Below are 18698 nucleotides of genomic sequence, written 5' to 3'. Positions count from 1 at the left end.
TTGGCATGTCTTTTTTTTACTCTTTTTTCTCTCTTTTTTACTCGAGTAGGCCTTCATGGGAACCCCGGCTTAAGAAATTTTATTATATCCGCCCCCGGCATCGTATACTTCTAATTTTCTGTCAGAGACAGATCGTAAAGAAATGAACAAAAATAGTAAAAAATCTTGATTTAATAGCGCTATACATTAACTTAACATTTGCTGTGAGCAGAAACGATAATGTTAAGGGAGGATGTGGAGCCTACACGGAAATAGAGTCCGCAACGGAAAAGTGATTGATGAAATGTCAGATGAGAAGAGGTTCCCCCAAAAAAACACAAGAGGTGAGGTTATATTGAGGTTACATCTTAAACGTACATTGATATCCATGCTTGTATGCCTGACTATCCTGCCAAGCACTATCGTAAGCGCTTCCAGTGAGATGTTGTCTGATTCCCCCACAGCTTCTGACCCTGTTCCAGATCAAATGCAGCAGCTGACGGCATCCACGGCCGTGGCTCCTCTGTACAAATGGAGCTTTCACCCGAATCAGGTAATCGACAACACCTCGGTCGTGAACAGCGTCTACCCGCAAGCCAGCGCTGAACGCGCCGAGCTTAAAGGAGTAGCGGCGATTGTATACGACGACCAGCGCGGAGAAGTCCTCTCCTTGTCTGGCGGTGCGAATGGCAGTGGCTGGCTGAAGCTGCCGGATCAAATCTACAGTGGAATCAAAGATGAGATGTCGATTGCCTTCTGGGCAAAGTTAGACACTTCCACCAGTGCCTATTCACGCCTCCTCTCCTCTACAATTGCCGAGAAAGGGCTGACATCAGCCGGAGTAAGCGGATGGCAGGATTCGGAATTCATCATCATTGCCGGCGGGGGATCATTTAATAACCGCATATATACCGGTACGAATCCGAAGGAAATCGCCAGCTACAAAGGCGATATCGTCTGGAACAGCAACCCGGCCAAAGGCAAGTGGCAGCAAATCGTTGTTACCATGAAAAGCAATGGAGCCTACGATGTGTACATGAACGGCGTATCGGTCGGCGCAAAGGGCCTGGATCAGAGTAAAAGCTCATCTGGAGCGACGATGGCCTCTATTTTGCAGCATTTCTTCTCCCGCGATTATCTGGACGCCTTGAAATTTAACGATTTCGGCAGATCGCTGTATACCTCGGATGGAGATGTCCGCGGTAAATTCGACGACTTGCGGATATACAACGTTCAATTGAATGCGAATCAGGTCAGCACACTGTATGAGGAGACAAAGCATGAGGAAGTTGATACGACCCTACCCGCCAAGATCTCTGTAGATCTGGCGGATCGCTCGCTCGGCCCCGTATTTCATGGAGCCTCTGGCGCTCTGTATGCCCTCAGCGAGCCTAATGTGCCGGATATCAATACACTGATTCCGATCAAGCCCTCACATATCTCCCAGAAACCGCCGAACGGTATCCAGCACCCGACAGGCGATGCACTCAGAGTATCGGACTATTTCTTCGAGGCTGGCGGTGAAGCAGTTAATATCGTCTTACAGGATTATTATCAGCATTGGTATTATCCGTCCAGAACGGCCGAGGAATATATCAGCGAAGCAATCATCCCCGTCGTAACTGCAGTCAAAGAATATAAGGAGCAATGGGCGGCGGCGAATCCGGGACAGGATCCTGATAAAAAATTCATTTATATTCCCTTCAATGAGCCTGAACAGAACAATACCCGCTATCCCCAGCTGCTTGACGATACCCAGACGGGAAAAAATTCAAGAGAGGTATTCAACAGCGATTGGCTGAAGGTAACGAAAAAAATCAAAGAAATTGACCCCGGCGCGGTTATTTCAGGAATGAATTTAACCCAGTATGGATCAAGAGTATTTGAGGATTTCATTCCATTCTGCGTTGAAAATGATTGCTTGCCCGATATAATCAGTTGGCATATGCTGTGGAACAAAGCCTTCAACCAGGCGCCTTCCAATGTAGCCACCTTCCGGGCAGTTGAAGAAAAATCCTTGCAGCGCTATAAAGAGCTGTACCCGAATAGAAAAGTACCTTTCCCGATCAAAGTAGATATCAATGAATATGCCGCAACTTCAGAAATAGCTGTAGGCGGCTCACTGATTCATTACATTGCACATTATGATGAGCTGAAGATGAACAGCATGCTGCCTTATTGGAACACGGCCAACTCCTACGGGTCATTGCTGGCAGGTCAAAATGAGCCAAACGGTGCATGGTGGCTCTACAAATGGTATGCAGATATGATGGGCGGCGATATGGCCAAGATCAATGTCATTAATGCCAGATACGAGAACGACGCCTTCGGCCCAGGCCTGTACGGGTTATCCTCTATTCAGGATAACAAGAAACAAATAAGCTTGGCGTTTGGCGGTACACAGGGAAAAGGCCAAATCGTGTTCAACCATGTGACAGGCGATGCAAAAAGTCCCTCGTTCCTGACAGGAGCAGATGAGGTGCATGTCACCGTCTGGCATGCGGGATATACCGGACTGACCGGCTTTCTTGTAGAGCCGACACAGATCATTGACCGCAATTATCCGGTCAAAAACGGCTCGGTCACACTGGATGTCAAGCTGGATGATTACACTTCTGCTTATTTTGCTGTCATTACTCCGGCCGTCACTCATGCCCCGCACGAGCTGTTTTTCAATCGCCTCGAAGCCGAGAATGCAGAGGTGCGGACAAATGTGGCGACGGTGGACCAATACCCGCGCAAGAGCACATCGGGCCGCTCCGCTTCCAACGGACAGTATGTCGAGGGAATCAAAGCTCCTGACAGTCTTGTGAAATGGACTCAAGTCACGGTTCCCGCAGATGGAAATTACCGTCTGGATCTGATCGGCGGCAGCGGTGCAACAGCTACGATGCGCAATCAGGCCAATACCGGAGATGCGAATCAACGCATCAATTCCGAATGGTTCCTCAAGATTGACAATCTGCCGGCAACTAAGGTTGTCCTTCGCGCAGATTACAACATGCAGTTGATGGGAGGCAATACGACATTTGCCGATCTGACAAAAGGAACTCATTCGATCAGCATCAGCAAATACAACCCGGATACAGGAGCAGCAGGTCAGGGCGAATCTACACTGGATGCAATTGAATTAACGTACAACGGAGAGTTGAGTTCACCCCCGAGTTATCATGTACAGGCAGAATTTGCAGAATATGAGCCAGCACAAGGACTGTCGAGAGACAGCAGCCTGCAGGGCTTCGAAGGCGCGGGCTACTTGACCGGCTACGGAAATAACGCGGATGCGAAGACCCGCTTTGTTGTAAGTGTACTTCAGGACGGTATGTATGATCTGAAGATCCGTTATGCTTCATCAAGTGGAGGCAGCCTGCAAATTGACCATGACCGTAAGCATCTTGCGGACCTTCCAGTATCAAATACGAATGGTCAATGGCAAGAAGCAAAGGTCCATACCTTTTTACGGAAAGGCATCAATCTGGTCGATGTGCGCTCCAAGGCAGATCTTAGCCTGGATTACATTGATGCAGCTTATGTCAATAAGACTGCTTTATTTTCGATTGAAGCGGAGGATGCAGCGGTTGTAGGAACTCCGGCAGGCTCTGAGCTGCCGCTCATTCGGGACGATGCCTTCGCAAATTACGCTTCCGGCGGCAAGTATGTGAACGGGATTACCTCCTACGACGGAGCGGAGCGGTATCTTGAGCTTCAAAATGTCACAGTTCCCAAAGCGGGCACCTACAAGCTGGTCGTTACTTACGCAAACGGAGAAAGCGCGGGAACACATGCCTATAACAATGACGTTGTTGAGCGATATGCACAGATCACCGTCAATAGCAAAGTAACGCAAACCGTCTATTTCAAAAACACAATTTCATGGCAGCAGTTTGCTACACAAACGTTCGATGTTGAGCTGAAGGCAGGGACCAACACGATTCGCTTCTCAAATAATAATACGTATAACGGCGGCTCCAATCCTTATGGAGGAACCGGCGCACAAGGGTTTACTCCCTACACGGCTGTGCCGCGTCAGTACGCGCCTGCATTCGACCGTTTTGATATTTATCCGCAGCAGCCGCTAGACAACAGCGGCAATACTAAGTATACTGTGAGCTTTGATCGCAACGGCGGGGACACTGCAGCTGATCCAGCAGAGGTTACCGTTGATGCAGGCAAGAGCCTGGGTGCTATGCCGACACCTCCGACCCGGGCCGGTTACTTATTCACGGGCTGGAACTTGGCAGCTAACGGCAGCGGGGCAGCCTTTACTGCGGAAGTGCCAGTTACCGCCAATCTGACAGTCTATGCCCAGTGGCGTGCAGTAGAGCCTGGTCAACCGGAAGCACAGACAGGCAGCATCTCCGGTACTGTAACTGACGGATCGCTTCCAGTAGCAGGAGCCATTGTATCGGTAAGCGGCAGCGTGTATTCGGCTATTACGAATACAGCAGGCAATTATACTATTACCGGTGTACCGGAAGGCGATCGTTATACAGTTATCGCAAGCAAAGCGGGCTATCAGGACGGCAGCGCAGCGGATATTATTGTTAAGGCTAAAGAAGTGACAGGCGGAGTAAATATTAAGCTAGCTCCAGTGATCGTCGTTAAGAAGGTAACTGTCTCCTTCAATGAGAACGGTGGCGATACGGCTGCCAGTCCTTCGGCGTTGACAGTGAAGGAAGGGGAAAGCCTAAATTCGCTTCCGGCAGCGCCGACTCGGACCGGCTACAGCTTTATCGGCTGGAATACGGCGGCAGACGGCAGCGGAAAGAGCTTTACGGCAGGCATGCCTGTAAGTGCTGACCTGACTGTGTACGCACAGTGGCAACAACTTAGCACTCCGGCGCCAACGCCAGTACCGACTCCGGCACCAACACCAGTGCCAACTTCAGCACCGGTATCGACGTCAAAACCGGTGTCAACCGCATCACCATCACCGACTGTGTCACCAAAACCAACAGCGACGGTGACACCAGTACCGACGGCCACGACTGCACCGCAGCCAAACGCGCCTGTGTTTAGCGATATTATGCAGCATTGGGCGAAGACGGCCATTCAGCAAGCAGTAGAGCTGGGAATCGTGAAGGGTTACCCTGACGGCTCCTTCCAGCCGAATAGACAGGTGAATCGCGCCGAATTTGCCTCCTTGCTGGTGCGGGCAATGAAGCAAGGCACAGCGAATGGTGAGCTGGCTTTTGCTGATAAGATCAGCACACCGGCCTGGGCTGCAGCCTCCATCCGCAGTGCGGTGGATGCCGGCTGGATTAAGGGCTTCGAGGATAATTCCTTCCGTCCGCTGCAAAAGGTAACCCGCATTGAGATGACCGTATTGGCTGTCCGTGCGCTTGGGCTGGAGGTTGGCTCGCCAGAGAAATTGGCGTTTGCCGATGCCAAAGACATTCCAGCATGGGCTAACGCATATGTGGCGGCTGCCGTGAAAGCGGGAATTGTCAAGGGCGGAAGCGATAACCGGTTCAATCCTGGGGCTGCAGCTTCGAGAGCAGAAGCCATTATGCTATTAATGAATATGCTTGATTACAACTCTAACAAATAGTCTTTGCTATGGAAGTAAGGGCAGACCGGAGAAATACCAGGCCACTTAAAAATTTACCATTCTTGGTAAAACCACAAACACGTATTCAAAAGACGACGTCCATTCGGTTTCTTCCAAATGGACGTCGTTTTTTTCTCACCTATTTCTTTAGCTTTGGTACTCCATGAGCATGAAGACCACCAGGGTTTTTTGGATACTGTTTTTTCAGTGGCCTCCACGCTGGCCCGGGTGATTTTTCAATTCCGGGTAACATTAGATCCCCATTCGGACTGGAGAATAGAATACTGATATTCATCTACCCATTGTCCTTTTATCATGTAGTTTTGCAATAAATGTCCCTCGCGTCTCATGCCCAGATGTTCCAGTACACGAATGGACTTATCGTTTCTTACATCCGTAAAAGCAGTCACCTTGTGTTTTCCCAGTGTATGAAAGATGAAATTCAACAAGGCATTGAGTGCTTCATTTATATATCCTTTCCCTTGATGCTCCGGAGCGAGGGTAAATCCAATTTCTACAATTCTAGGCTCATCATGCAGTGTATGAAGCGCACAATCCCCAATTAACTCATTTGAATCAGCAAAAGCAATGGCGAATTGGAACCAAGTGCCCGGTTGATCAGGCTTGTGATTAATCTGCTTATGAACAAACAACTCTGCATCTTCATATTTGTAATTCTCCCAGGATTGAAACTGAGCAATGACCGGATTAGAACGATACTTGTAGAATATACCCACATCTTCCAAGGAAAAATGTCTTATTACAAGGCGATCTGTTGCAGCATAAACCTGACTTGACTCCTCCAAAATGCCACTCCCCATTTCCATGATAACTTCTCCTAACGTTGGATGAGTATGGATCGTCAACTGCATATCCTCCACGGTCGCCCCCATCTCAATAGCTAAAGCAAGCTCTGATATAAGGGGTGATGCCTCCTCTCCAATTAATCTGTGCGCCCGAACAATGCCTGTCACCGGATCAGCTATTATTTTAACACAACCTTCTGCCGCAACTAGTACCGTCTGTATTCGGTTTTCTTCCAACAGTCACACTCGGCCACTAGTGCCTCAGACAGATGATAACTGTGCATTTCCATGAATCCATGAAAGTGATCTTTCAGAATCTGTCTGATGATTCCTCGCTTCTTCCACAAAACAGCCAGTACCGGGAAAGAGCCGGTAACTGGCTGTTTACTTTTAATTGCGTTATTTTTAATTTCTTGTGCCTAATCCTTCGCCTTATTAGGTCCTTCAATCGAAAATCCAAGGGTTTCCACTGTTATTTGTTCAATCAAGAAAGTGTTTTAAGCGCTTCAGGAGTAAATGGCACTAGTTCATCCAATCTTCCGTCTCTAATTTTGCTGGCCCAAGCAGGATCTACCAGCAATGCTCTGCCGACTGCAACCAGATCGAATTCCTGATTTTCGAGCTTTTGAACCAATCCCTCGATACTTGCGTTTCCAGCACCTTTTCCTTCGGTGAAGAGTGTGGTAAATTCACCATCCAGGCCAATCGAACCGACAGTGATCGTTGGTTTGCCGGTAATTTGTTTAACCCAGCCGGCAAAATTCAAGGCAGAGCCTTCAAATTCCGGTTCCCAGAATCGGCGGGTTGAGCAGTGAAAAATATCCACTCCCGCTTCAACCAAAGGCTCCAGAAATTGTTTTAGCTCATCTGGTGTTTTAGCCAATTTAGCTGTATAATCCGTTCCCTTCCACTGCGAAATCCGCAGCACAATTGTGAAATCGGGGCCTACTGCACGGCGGCATGCTCTGACCACTTCTTCAGCAAAGCGGGTACGTGCAATCAAGCTGCCTCCGTAACGGTCTGTACGTTCATTGGTTTTCTCCCAGAAGAACTGGTCGATCAAATAGCCGTGCGCTCCGTGGAGCTCGATTCCATCAAATCCAATGCGCTTGGCCTCAGCTGCTGCCTTTGCAAATGCGTCAACGATGTCTCTGATTTCAGGTTCCGAATAATCATTAACATTGCCTCTTGTCCCCATGTGCCAGATCTGAGGAATGATTTTCCCGCCAGCCGCATGTACTTCAGACACCACATTTGCCCAGCCCTTTAATGCTTCTTCACCGTAGAAGTAAGGTACAGCCTCCTGATTGGATGCATCAATGTGATTAACTACTGTGTCTTCCGTCACGATGAGACCAACGCTATTTTCAGCTCTTCGGCGATAATATGCGGCAACATCTGGCCCTGGAACACCATTAGGCGACAGCCCCCGAGTCATTGGCGCCATTACTATACGATTGGACAGCGTAAGATTTCCCAAGGTGAACGGACGGAATAAAGATTGTACAGAACTAGACATAGTAAAATACCTCCAATGTTATATGGTATGGCCCAACGCAAACTATAGCCGGTCTTAGAAGCCTGTAGTGTACTGTTTAGGGATTGCAGTTTCTTTTCTCAATTTCGACGCAGCTTCCAGTGCCCAATAAGGATTTCTCAGCATTCCTCTGCCCACAGCCACCAGATCGGCCTCTTCATTTCCGATAACCGCATTCGCCAAAATTGAATCATCGAGTCTTCCAACAGCCATCACCGGAATATCCAGGGCTTCCTTGATCTCTTTAGCCAAAGGTACTTGGTACGCTGCGTGAGTTCCTGGTCTGCCCCATGCAGCAATAGGTCCCTCACCGCCGGAAGAAATATCGAACATGTCTACCCCTGCTTTTTGATATTCCTTGGCAAAAGCTGTGCTTTCCTGTATACCATATCCGCCTTCTACATATTCTTTGGCGGAAATACGCATCAAGAGCGGCATGTCTTCCGGCATTTCACTCTTCGCTGCCTGAATAACCTCCCGGCCAAACAGGGTAAGGTCTTTACCATATTCATCTTCCCGTTTGTTCGTAAGCGGAGAATGAAATTGATGAATCAAATAGCCATGTGCACCATGAATTTCAACACTGTCGAATCCAGCCTTGACGGCACGGGCTACAGCAGCGCGGAATTTCTCGACAAGTCCTTTAACCTCTTCTGTCGTAAGCGCACGGGGTTGTTTTGAATTTTCATCAAAAGCAATGGCAGATGGCGCTACAGGAACTTCAGCATCCTCCGCCTTGCGTCCGGCATGTGCGATTTGAATTCCCACTTTAGCACCGTAGCTGTGACAAGCATCTACAATCCGCTTGAGAGCAGGAATCTGTTCATCTGACCACAAGCCAAGATCCAGGTCGGAAATACGGCCGTCCGGCTCTACATCTGTCATTTCAATGATGATAAAACCGGCTCCGCCCACTGCCCGGCTAACGTAGTGTGTATAATGCCACTCTGTGGCAACTCCATCCTTTTTGTCAACTGAATATTGGCACATTGGCGGCATCACTACGCGATTTTTCAATTCCAAACCTTTAATTGTATATGGGCTAAATAAATCTTTCATGTAAGAAAGACTCCTCTCTTATTATGATAAATTTCTTTCAATAAATGCATGCACACGCATATATAATATCATGTTTATTTCATATGTCAAATTTTTAAAACAATTTTTGGATCACATCTTGAAATTGTGATTTCAAGCCCTCTTTTTGAAGCTCTGATTGTAAAACCTGATTGAACGTTTGTAATGCTCGCTGATATTTATTTTCGCCAAACTCCGTAATCCGGGTATAAATGCCTCGGCGGTCATTCTCACAAATATGTCTTTCCAGAGCGCCGCAGTCCTTGGCTTCCATTCTTACTACGAGTCTTGAGGTTGCACTTTGACTTAAGCCCACCATCTCTTGGAGCTGCTGTAATCTTAACTCTTTACCCTCCGACTTGGATATAAACCGCAATACATAAAACTCCTTCAAAGATAAACCATATTGCTGTATCAGAGCTATTTCCAATTTGTCAGTAATATTGGAATAGATGTGAGACAAGGATAACCATGTATCTAAAAGTTCATTCATATTTTGCAATTTTAGACCCACCAATCCATACCAAAGTAATTACACGTAGTTTACTATTGTAGCAAGCTTACACAGAACGGTCAAAACCCATACAACACCTGATAATTTGCATAAAGCCCGTTACCTTTTTCCATCAAATAAGGACAAGGTCATCTCTATGCTTTGTCTGATAAAAACATGATCCGGCTTGGATTTCATCATGACAGTCAGTCCTACCATATATACAACAAGGTAATCAGCCAGAGCCTCGGCATTCAACTCACTTGAGAACTCTCCTCCTTGCTGCCCTCTTTTGATAGCCTCCTGGAAAATCGCCGCCAGATACATTTGATGCTCCCGGGTGAGAATAGCAAATTTAGGATCATGCGGAGCAAGCTCCACCATTGTATTGATACAAAAACAACCTCGCCGGATATCTGTTGCCTCATCCTCTTCCGCAGCGATTTGCTCGAATAGCTCCCGAAAGGCAGCTCTAACAGAAGTGCTTTGCTGAAACCGCGACTTCACTTGGGAGGCATGCCAGGTGTTATACCTGCGCAGTGTTGCTTCAAACAGCTCCTTCTTATCTCCAAAGGCTGCATACATGCTGGGACGCTGAATCTCCATCCCATTTGTCAGATCACGAAGCGATGCCGCTTCAAAGCCTTTTTCCCAAAAAATCTTCATGGCTGCATCAAGAGCCTTGTCCGTATTAAATTCCCGCTGTCTTCCCATAACGATCACCTTTTTGTATCAATCAGTATTTATTACAGGTTATATCCTGGTATTATCAATGTCAAGTTTGTCTTAATAAACACACTTCGTTCTTGTTGACATTGTCTTGAATCATGGAGTATGCTACTAAACACATAATATACCGAACGGTACAAAATAATGCCGTTACTCTACAGAAAGGTGTTTTCATTTATGAATCTCTCATCCGATCAAGTTCATTCTTCCTCACAATCGCAAACTGTATTATCCCGTTCTGTCATCCTCTTATTGGCATTTTGCAGCGGACTTTCTGTGGCTAATATTTACTATGTCCAGCCTTTGCTTGATTCCATTGCCAGCGACTTCAGTATTTCGCATTCTTCTATCGGCATCGTCGTTACAGTAACTCAAATCTTCTATGCGGCTGGCTTGCTCCTTCTGGTCCCCATAGGAGACCTGTTAAATCGGCGCAAACTGATTTCAGCACAGATGCTCCTATCTTCCGCAGCATTACTTACAGTAGCAGCCTCTTCATCTAGCACTTTTCTGTTTGCTGGAATAGCAATCGTTGGATTACTCGCTGTTGTCGCCCAGACAATGGTTGCCACCGCAGCCACATTCAGCCCCCCGGCAGAACGCGGGCGAACAGTTGGGCCTGTAACTAGCGGCATTGTCATCGGGATACTTCTTGCCCGGACAGTTGCTGGTACTTTGAACGATTGGTTAGGCTGGAGATCTGTCTATTTATTCTCAGCAAGTCTCACCTTACTGGGCAGTGTGGCTCTATTTCTTTTATTGCCTAAGCAGGAACCGGAACGAACCAAACTGAGCTATGCCAAGGTTATCTTCTCTGCATTTCAGTTGTATCGTGACCTGCCAATCCTGCGGATACGATCCTTGCTGGCTATGCTGATTTTTGTGGCTTTCAGTATTTTATGGACAGCAATGGTTCTGCCTTTAAGCAGCCCCCCATTGTCTTTGTCACACACAGCCATTGGCGCCTTCGGACTTGCTGGTGTGACAGGGGCACTTGCAGCCGCTTATGCAGGCAAACTGGCCGATCTTGGCCTTAGCCGGAGAACAACCGGTATTTCCTTGTTTATTTTGGTGATCGCTTGGATACCTATTGGGCTTATGTATCGTTCCATCGGTTATCTCATTATCGGGGTTGTTCTACTTGATCTGGCTGTCCAAGCCGTACATGTCACTAATCAGAGCTTAATTTACAAGACCCGTCCAGAAGCACAAAGCCGCTTAACTGCGGTCTACATGGTCTTTTATTCAATAGGCAGTGCAACAGGCTCGATCGCCTCAACACAAGTGTATGCTTGGTCCGGATGGGCAGGGGTGTGTTGGTTAGGAGCATCGGTGAGCGGGCTTGCATTACTGCTTTGGGGTTATGATTTTTATAAAAACCAAGAATATTCAAAATAATTATAACTTCCAGCTAATCGAACTAATATGTCCAGTACAACAGTAATCACTATTGCTAATCAAAAAGGCGGCGCGGACGAGGATAAGATGTTTTTCGATTGATTCCGAACATAAAAACGTAAGGTTTTTTTCTTCGTTCTTTTTAATGTGCCGTCCCCTTTGTTGTCCAAATCTACGCGTTCATCCATAACGTTGTTATATAAGGAGCAGACATGAATTGAATTATCCTGGCTGAACAAAAAAACCGTTCGACGATGAACGGTACAAGTCTGGTCTGGCGAAAATCCCCATCGTTATTCGGCAGATATACCTGATAACAGAAGTTGGATAGCTTTTACATGTACGGAGGCGGGCTGGATGGAGCAATAGCGGCAGGACCTATCCCAGCAGTTCTTTGGCTCCATTCATCAATAAGGGTGTAGCCTGTTTAACGAATGATTCAGCACTTATTAGCTGCCCTTCATTGTTCCAAACGTAAGCCGCCCCATACATCCCCCAACTTAACATGATAGAAGCTGTATTTATTAAGAATTGCGCGTTTGGACTCGGTCGCACCTTGTCTTTGTCTATAAAGGAAAGAAGTATCGTTTGAATTTTCTCCTTTATTTGAATCTCAAATACAGGTCCAAGCTCTTTATATCTTCTTTTGCACATAGTGCTTAGACCCTTGTGAAAATCGCATACCCCCAGAAAAATACTCTGAATGGTTTCTTCGTTTAATACTTCGTGACCGCTGATTCTACGATTGATGATTGTCATAAATGATTCCATTAGCTTGGCCTCAAGAATCTCGAATTTATCTACAAAGTGCGCATAAAAAGTCGTTCTGTTAACAGTAGCCCGCTCTGCAATATCCCTAACGGTTATCGATTCAAAGTCTTTCTCTTGAATTAGTGAATCAAAAGCATCTTGAAGGAGTCGCCGTGTACGTATCACACGAGGATCAGCTTCATTCTTTTTAATTGTCATGGTTAAGATCTCCCCAAATAAAACGACATTATAGGAATGGTGTTGTCTATCCAACGGTTCATAGTTATTGATGATTGTGTAGCATTCGGTTGTCATTATAACATAGAAATACAACAAGTGTTGTTCAAACAACAATGTTGTATGCAGCTTTTCCAAAGCAAAAGGAGGAGAGAACCATGTCGGTTTCACAACAGTCGCAAACGATGGAGCACCAACTTTTTTTTGATGTTATTCGAGAACGCCGGTCGGTTCGCAGCTATGATCCAGAGATCAAAATTTCGCGGAAGGAATTGACCGAAATATTGCAGCAAGCCACACTGGCTCCTTCAGCCGCTAACCTGCAGCCGTGGCGGTTTCTCGTTATCGACTCGCCGGAGCTGAAGCAGAAGCTGCTTCCGATCGCATTCAATCAACAGCAAGTGGTCGATGCTTCGGCAGTCATTGCGGTACTTGGAGATTTGGAGTGTTTTAAATGGGCTGAGAAAATTTACGGAATGGCGGTCGATGCGGATTACATGCCTGCAGAGACGGCTAAATCGTTCGTGGAACGCTATACCGGCATGTATTCGAACATGTCGCCCGAGGCCATCCATCAAAAAGTTTATACCGACGGCGGGCTAGTATCGATGCAGCTTATGCTTGTCGCCCGCGCTAAAGGCTATGACACAGTACCGATGGGCGGCTATGACCAGGCTAAACTTGTAGAAGCGTTCGATATTCCGAAGAAATACACTCCTGTTATGCTGATCGCCATCGGCAAGGCGGTAAAGCCCGGTCATCGCACGGTGAGGTTGGCAATCGATGATGTAGCTTTCTTTAACGAGATGCCTAAGGAATAACAAAATATAAAAGACCTTGGCACCCGTATAAACAACGGGAAGCTAAGGTCTTTTACAGGTTCTAAGCACCAGATTCTAACAAGCTGGGCTTTTCAGTGGCCCCGGTAATCATTGTGATCCTACAATCGAATCAGTACCTTGCCAAACCGTCCTCCCTCCTGAACAACAACTTTGCCTGATGGATAGGACTGCTCCAAATAATTGGCTACAATACTCCTATTCCGCTCATCAATAGGCAGCCGGTGATGTCCAAGCCACGTCATCGCTTCCTGCAAAGCCATCTCTCCGGAGATCTCCCTCGTTTTCCCTTCCACAGTAACCAGCGTTTCGTAGGCATATCCTTTCAGATACAGCAGGTGTAACAAATAACCCATTTCGGTAAGTTTCGATTGATAGGCGTGACCGGTAACAAGCGGCCATATTTCTTTAACCAGACTGTGCTCCGTATGGAGAACCGGCATACTGATATAACAGAACTTTCGAGCACACTGGAGTACCTTCTCCACACTTTCCCAATTGTGGATGATTGGACTCATAGAGGCAAAGACGAGATCAAAAGCCTGGTTCCAGCCCTTGGACGCTACATCAATGTCTTCAAAAGGTTCGGGTACAATTTTCACTTGGCCTTCGGCGAAGTTTGAAATGTTTTCTTCCAGTAACTCGATCAGCGGGGGAGAGGTTTCTACTGCCGTTACACGAGCCCCCTTCTCTGCAAACGGCACTGAGAACACGCCAGACGCGGCGCCAATATCGAGCACTGAGGCGTTTTCGAATTGAACTCCTTGTCCTTCGAGCCAGCTCATAATTCGTTTGGTTCGTTCTCTTCCTTTTTTGCTAAACGATTGCTCGTTGAAGGTCTTGGCCTTATGGTCAAAAGATCGGGTAGGATCAATTCCACTCTTTTTCATCCTAGCGATTTTTAAATCGGAATCGTCTTTCCATACCTTTTCCCACATGGCTGCATTTAAAAAATCATCATTCATGATTATTCTCCACGCTTTCCTAATGATTTAGAGATATCCTAATGGATGTCCTGATTCATCCTGGCAACTGTTCATTTTCCGGGGACTTTCCTTTACGGAGGAAAAGACCGATTCCTAACGCAATAAGCGCGGCGATGACTCCAAACCAGAACGCATTATTGATACCGGCTGCAAGTCCTTTGGTGATTTCTGACGAAGCTAGCGGATCACTTACTCCACTCAAGTACTGCTTCTGTCCTCCCGACATAATGCTGATGTACAGGGCCGTACCTATTGCACCAGCCACCTGTTGAAGCGTGTTTAAGATCGCTGTCCCGTGCGGGTGCAGATTCCGTGGAAGCTGGTTAAGCCCCGTTGTCTGTGCAGGCATCATGACGAGTGCGATACCAATCATCAGCGCAATATGAACAGAGACGATGAACCCCGTGCTTGTAGCTTCATTGAATCGGGTGAATTGCCACAACGAGATGACGGCAATAGTCAGCCCCGGAATGATCAGAATGCGGGGACCAAACTTGTCAAAAAGCTTGCCTGAAATCGGAGCCATAATCCCGTTGACAATCCCGCCAGGAAGGAGGATCAAACCGGACTTGAATGCCGTTATCATAAGTACACCTTGCATAAACATCGGAAGCATGATTGCCGACGAGAAAAATGTCATCATTAGCACAAATAGCAACACAGCGACTAATGCAAATGTCGGGTAGCGAAACGCCCGTAAGTCCATGATAGGTTGCTCTAATAAGAGCTGTCTCCAGACAAACAGTAACAAGGCAACTCCGCCCACCGCGATCGTCCAGATGACTTCTGGAACCAACCCCCCATGTTCGCCAGCACTACTGAATCCGTAGACGATTCCACCGAACCCGATCGTTGACAACACGATAGATAAGAAATCTATTCGCGGTTTGGTGACCTCCGACACGTTTTTCAAAACAGCAGCTCCTACAAAAATGGAGATTAATGAAAACGGTATGACGAGGTAAAACAGCCAGCGCCATGAAAGTCCGTCAACGATTAACCCAGAGATCGTCGGGCCAACCGCCGGAGCAAACATGACAACAAGCCCTAACATCCCCATTGCGGCTCCCCGCTTTTCTGGCGGATAAATGGTCATAATAACATTCATGACAAGTGGAAGCAGCATACCCGTTCCCACTGCTTGAATAATCCGGCCAATCAGCAATACACTGAATACCGGCGACACTGCGGAGATCACCGTACCAACAAAAAATAGACCCATTGCTGACAAGAATAACTGCCGGGTAGTAAACCACTGCTGCAAAATGGCCGTTATTGGAACGAGCACACCAACGACGAGCATGTAGGCAGTGGAAAGCCACTGAACCGTCGCTGCAGATGCGTCAAACGACTTCATTAATTGGGGGAGAGCATTACCCATTAATGTTTCGTTCAAAGCGGCAACAAACATTCCGATGATCAGCGCAAGCATAATTGGACCGCGCTTGATATTTTTTAAATCAACCACTTAATTTTCCTCCAATTCTCTAAGTCCAGTCAGTTTTATACCGATAACGACTAATAAAAACCTTCATAGACTCACAATATCCGTAATATAAGCACAAGAAGCTTATCACTTCTTGTTTACCTTATGATTACAACGTTTGAGAGCCTCATCCAATACCGATTGTATTGTTTGTTCCCGCAAATATTGGTACAAATGCTCTTCTGCACCGTTCATTACTTTCTCAATCAAGCAACCATTTGTCACCAAGTTTTTCTGATCTCGCTGCGTAGCCTCATCTTCTGCCAACAACTGATGCTGCTGCGAGCTTGAATTTGAGCATCTGAATAACTGCTGTCGTCCTTCAATTGCTTGAATCACATCAAGAAATGTAATCTGATCCGCCGGCCTTGCAAGCTCATATCCTCCATTCACCCCTGGCACCGCACGTAAGATTCCATCCTGTCTCAGTTTGGATAACGTCTTGGATAAATAACTTTCAGAGACACTAAGCGTTGAAGATAATTCCTTAATGCCGACATTGTTGCAACGCTCCGAGTTTGCTAGATGAACCAAGGCGTGTAGGGCGTAATCTGTACTTTTGGAGAATTGCATGTTACCTCCTCTTGAAAACAATATAATAAATATGGATCTGCATTATCTACAATAGATTATTTAACATCACTTTGCAATATTTTTTTGATGACTGCTGTCAATGCTGTTATGATTTTATTCCTTATGTCAGCTATGGGAATAACACTGGGAGCCCAGCGGTACGATCGTGTTAACGAGGCTAAGTATTTAAAATATAAAAAAGCTCATTAGAGCTATCTCTAATGAACTTCCACGATTACTTCTTTATCCGTTCGCTGGACTTGCTCAAGCCTGGCGGCATGTTGGCTTTTATCGTCAGCAAAGGCACATTGGACAAACAAGACTCTAGTGTACGTCAGATCCTGGCACAAAAGGCTGAATTAATCGGCATGGTTCGTTTGCCAAATACGGCCTTTCAATCGCTGGCAGGTGCTACAGTCACCACCGATATTGTATTTTAAGCAGATATGCCCGAATGGATCGAGGTTGGCGAGACGCCAAATGGTGTGCCTGTCAATCGACAAAAGGGGGCAAGTCCAGAGAACGACTAACCGGCGATTGCCGGCGTTCGCCCTCCAAAGCACTATCGTCAAGCAGATGGTTCCTTATAGCTTTGCAAGCCCGCGTCGCGCAAAGTTCTTCCGACATAACCCAACTCTCGACGTGCAGCGGCATCGTTGACTGTGAACTCACGCCCGATCATGCGTATCATCGAGCGTGAGATCGGCGGATCCCCGTCTTTCCGCGTGACGGCCCAGATAGTGTCGAGCAGCCGGCCAATGGCAGAGGCAAGCCAGTAGGGCATCGAACGCAGCTTATCGATGGACAGACCCTGCAAGTTCGCGAGCGAGGTGACGAACTCACGGAAAGTCTGCCCTTCCTGGTCTTTGATGAAGAAGGCATGACCGCCTTCTCCGCGTTTGAGAGCGCATTGTATGGCTTCTACCACATTGTCCACGTGGCAGGTTGCAAAAGCGTAGTCACCGCGGTTGATGAAGGCGAACTGTCCAGATCTGACTGCTTCGGGAAGCCCTTGACTAAACGGATCACCAGGCCCCCAGATAGCCGGCGGGCGAAGCGCGATGGTGCGAAAGCCGGGTTTGTTAGCTGCCAGAACCATTGATTCGGCCCGTGCCTTGCTCGCCAGGTAGGCGGAGAAGTGGTTCGGGAAAATCGGTGTGCTTTCATCAACGTTGCGGATGGGCGTACCGCCATTATCCATGAGGATTCCCGCTGCGCTGATGTAGACGAATGTCTTCGCACCGGCGGACTCGGCTGCCTTCAACAAGGCTACGGTTCCATCAACGTTGGTACGAAAGAAGGGTTCGCGAGGCCCCGAAAAGCGGAACAGGGCTGCTGCGTGCACAACCGCATCAATCACCGGCAATATGAGTGGCGTGCTGCTTTCGAGATCGGCATCGACTGGCGTAGAACCCATGGACTTAAGTTTGGCGTGAGATGATATGGAGCGTGTGAGAGCGAAAATCTCGTGACCGTCCTCTATGAGCTTCGGGATTAGGCGACCGCCTAGCAGACCAGTACCTCCCGTGACAAGAATTTTCATTGTGTTCGTCCTTTCTGTTCAGGATGTAGGATGGACCGTATGGCCCCCTCACGGATTTGCTCCAGGATTTCTGAAGTGGGTGGCACCGCTTTGCGTAGCCGAGCTGTGACGTATAGTAGGGATGCAGCATTCGCAGACGCCCACATGAGATCGGCAGCCACCTCCACCGTAGGCCTGAGCCGGCCCTCAGCGGCGATGGCCGCGATGCGTTGGATGAGGAGCGCAAAGGCCTGCTCGGCGGCGGGAATTTCAGCATCGTTGAGAACGCGGCCCATCATCACCGCGTAGAGCCGTGGACGAGCCGCCGCGAAGCGCACGTAATCGTCCCAGCCTTCGCGTAGTGCCATAACCGGATCGAAGGATTGCGTGGCAGTCCTTTTGCTTTCGAGAAACTGAGCAAATGCTTCCTTAATGGCGGCGCTCAGTAGCCCGTCGGCGCTGCCGAAGTGATGGTACAGCGTCGGTGCGGTCACCTTCGCGATTGCGCAGACAGAGCGTGTCGTGAACTGTGCCTCGCCCTCTTCCTCGAGAACTTGTAAAGCCGCATTGAGTAGAGCGTCGTGTGTATTCATGCGACCAATATAGCACAGCTATATTGGTCTGTCTATAGCGATGCTATATTGGTGCCAATACCCTCCTGACATTCGATAAACCCCCAATTCCCGACGCGACTATATCCGTTTCCCGTACGGACGCTGAAAATCCATCTTGATT

At 47.6% G+C, this 18698-nt stretch carries 15 protein-coding genes and 1 pseudogene; 4 read left to right on the top strand and 12 right to left on the bottom strand.

The annotated features are described in order from the left end of the window. The first annotated feature begins 334 nt into the window (after window positions 1–334). On the top strand, window positions 335–5530 hold the full coding sequence (locus AC0LWN_RS10800) for an S-layer homology domain-containing protein (protein ID WP_474665072.1): 5196 nt from the start codon (window positions 335–337) through the stop codon (window positions 5528–5530). 236 nt (window positions 5531–5766) lie between these two features. Here AC0LWN_RS10800 and AC0LWN_RS10795 read toward each other — a convergent pair whose 3' ends face one another. From AC0LWN_RS10795 to AC0LWN_RS10770, 6 genes and pseudogenes are all read right to left on the bottom strand, one after another. Continuing rightward, the gene (locus AC0LWN_RS10795) at window positions 5767–6351 is read right to left on the bottom strand and encodes a GNAT family N-acetyltransferase (protein WP_474665490.1); all 585 of its coding nucleotides are present in this window, start codon (window positions 6349–6351) and stop codon (window positions 5767–5769) included. 9 nt (window positions 6352–6360) lie between these two features. Further along, window positions 6361–6573 (bottom strand): annotated as a pseudogene (locus AC0LWN_RS10790) (hypothetical protein); the annotation flags it as partial. A gap of 247 nt (window positions 6574–6820) precedes the next feature. Further along, the gene (locus AC0LWN_RS10785) at window positions 6821–7855 is read right to left on the bottom strand and encodes an NADH:flavin oxidoreductase (RefSeq protein WP_474665070.1); all 1035 of its coding nucleotides are present in this window, start codon (window positions 7853–7855) and stop codon (window positions 6821–6823) included. 54 nt (window positions 7856–7909) lie between these two features. Next, window positions 7910–8932 (bottom strand): NADH:flavin oxidoreductase/NADH oxidase, encoded by a 1023-nt coding sequence (locus AC0LWN_RS10780; RefSeq protein ID WP_474665068.1) that lies wholly within the window; start codon window positions 8930–8932, stop codon window positions 7910–7912. 94 nt (window positions 8933–9026) lie between these two features. After that, on the bottom strand, window positions 9027–9452 hold the full coding sequence (locus AC0LWN_RS10775) for a MarR family winged helix-turn-helix transcriptional regulator (protein WP_474665066.1): 426 nt from the start codon (window positions 9450–9452) through the stop codon (window positions 9027–9029). Window positions 9453–9563: 111 nt separating this feature from the next. Beyond that, window positions 9564–10157, bottom strand: a complete 594-nt coding sequence (locus AC0LWN_RS10770; protein ID WP_474665064.1) for a TetR/AcrR family transcriptional regulator — start codon at window positions 10155–10157, stop codon at window positions 9564–9566. A 192-nt stretch (window positions 10158–10349) separates the two neighbouring features. On the opposite strand from AC0LWN_RS10770, the gene AC0LWN_RS10765 reads away from it, so the two are divergent. Continuing rightward, window positions 10350–11570: an MFS transporter gene (locus tag AC0LWN_RS10765; RefSeq protein ID WP_474665062.1), complete on the top strand. Its 1221-nt coding sequence runs from the start codon at window positions 10350–10352 to the stop codon at window positions 11568–11570. A gap of 378 nt (window positions 11571–11948) precedes the next feature. On the opposite strand, the gene AC0LWN_RS10760 is transcribed toward AC0LWN_RS10765, so the two are convergent. After that, window positions 11949–12539: a TetR/AcrR family transcriptional regulator gene (locus AC0LWN_RS10760; RefSeq protein ID WP_474665060.1), complete on the bottom strand. Its 591-nt coding sequence runs from the start codon at window positions 12537–12539 to the stop codon at window positions 11949–11951. Window positions 12540–12715: 176 nt separating this feature from the next. On the opposite strand from AC0LWN_RS10760, the gene AC0LWN_RS10755 reads away from it, so the two are divergent. After that, window positions 12716–13378 (top strand): nitroreductase family protein, encoded by a 663-nt coding sequence (locus AC0LWN_RS10755; protein WP_474665058.1) that lies wholly within the window; start codon window positions 12716–12718, stop codon window positions 13376–13378. 119 nt (window positions 13379–13497) lie between these two features. On the opposite strand, the gene AC0LWN_RS10750 is transcribed toward AC0LWN_RS10755, so the two are convergent. The 3 genes from AC0LWN_RS10750 to AC0LWN_RS10740 form a co-directional block, all read right to left on the bottom strand. Next, entirely contained in the window at window positions 13498–14361 is an 864-nt protein-coding gene (locus tag AC0LWN_RS10750) for a class I SAM-dependent methyltransferase (protein ID WP_474665056.1), read from the bottom strand. 55 nt (window positions 14362–14416) lie between these two features. Further along, window positions 14417–15814 carry an MDR family MFS transporter gene (locus AC0LWN_RS10745; protein WP_474665488.1) on the bottom strand — a complete coding sequence of 466 codons (1398 nt, stop codon included), beginning with the start codon at window positions 15812–15814 and terminating at the stop codon, window positions 14417–14419. Window positions 15815–15955: 141 nt separating this feature from the next. Next, on the bottom strand, window positions 15956–16441 hold the full coding sequence (locus AC0LWN_RS10740; protein WP_474665054.1) for an RrF2 family transcriptional regulator: 486 nt from the start codon (window positions 16439–16441) through the stop codon (window positions 15956–15958). A 221-nt stretch (window positions 16442–16662) separates the two neighbouring features. Between AC0LWN_RS10740 and AC0LWN_RS10735 the strand changes: the two genes are divergently transcribed. Further along, on the top strand, window positions 16663–16881 hold the full coding sequence (locus AC0LWN_RS10735) for a hypothetical protein (protein ID WP_474665052.1): 219 nt from the start codon (window positions 16663–16665) through the stop codon (window positions 16879–16881). A gap of 128 nt (window positions 16882–17009) precedes the next feature. Here the strand turns inward: AC0LWN_RS10735 and AC0LWN_RS10730 are convergent, their stop codons facing one another. Then, on the bottom strand, window positions 17010–17984 hold the full coding sequence (locus AC0LWN_RS10730; RefSeq protein WP_474665050.1) for an NAD-dependent epimerase/dehydratase family protein: 975 nt from the start codon (window positions 17982–17984) through the stop codon (window positions 17010–17012). Beyond that, on the bottom strand, window positions 17981–18556 hold the full coding sequence (locus AC0LWN_RS10725; RefSeq protein WP_014278010.1) for a TetR/AcrR family transcriptional regulator: 576 nt from the start codon (window positions 18554–18556) through the stop codon (window positions 17981–17983). Before AC0LWN_RS10725 ends, AC0LWN_RS10730 begins: the two co-directional genes overlap by 4 nt. Window positions 18557–18698: the final 142 nt, after the last annotated feature.

Source organism: Paenibacillus sp. sgz302115, from assembly GCF_056120445.1.
Note: the sequence above shows the minus strand (reverse complement) of the source record. Positions and strands in the feature narration are given on the sequence as shown.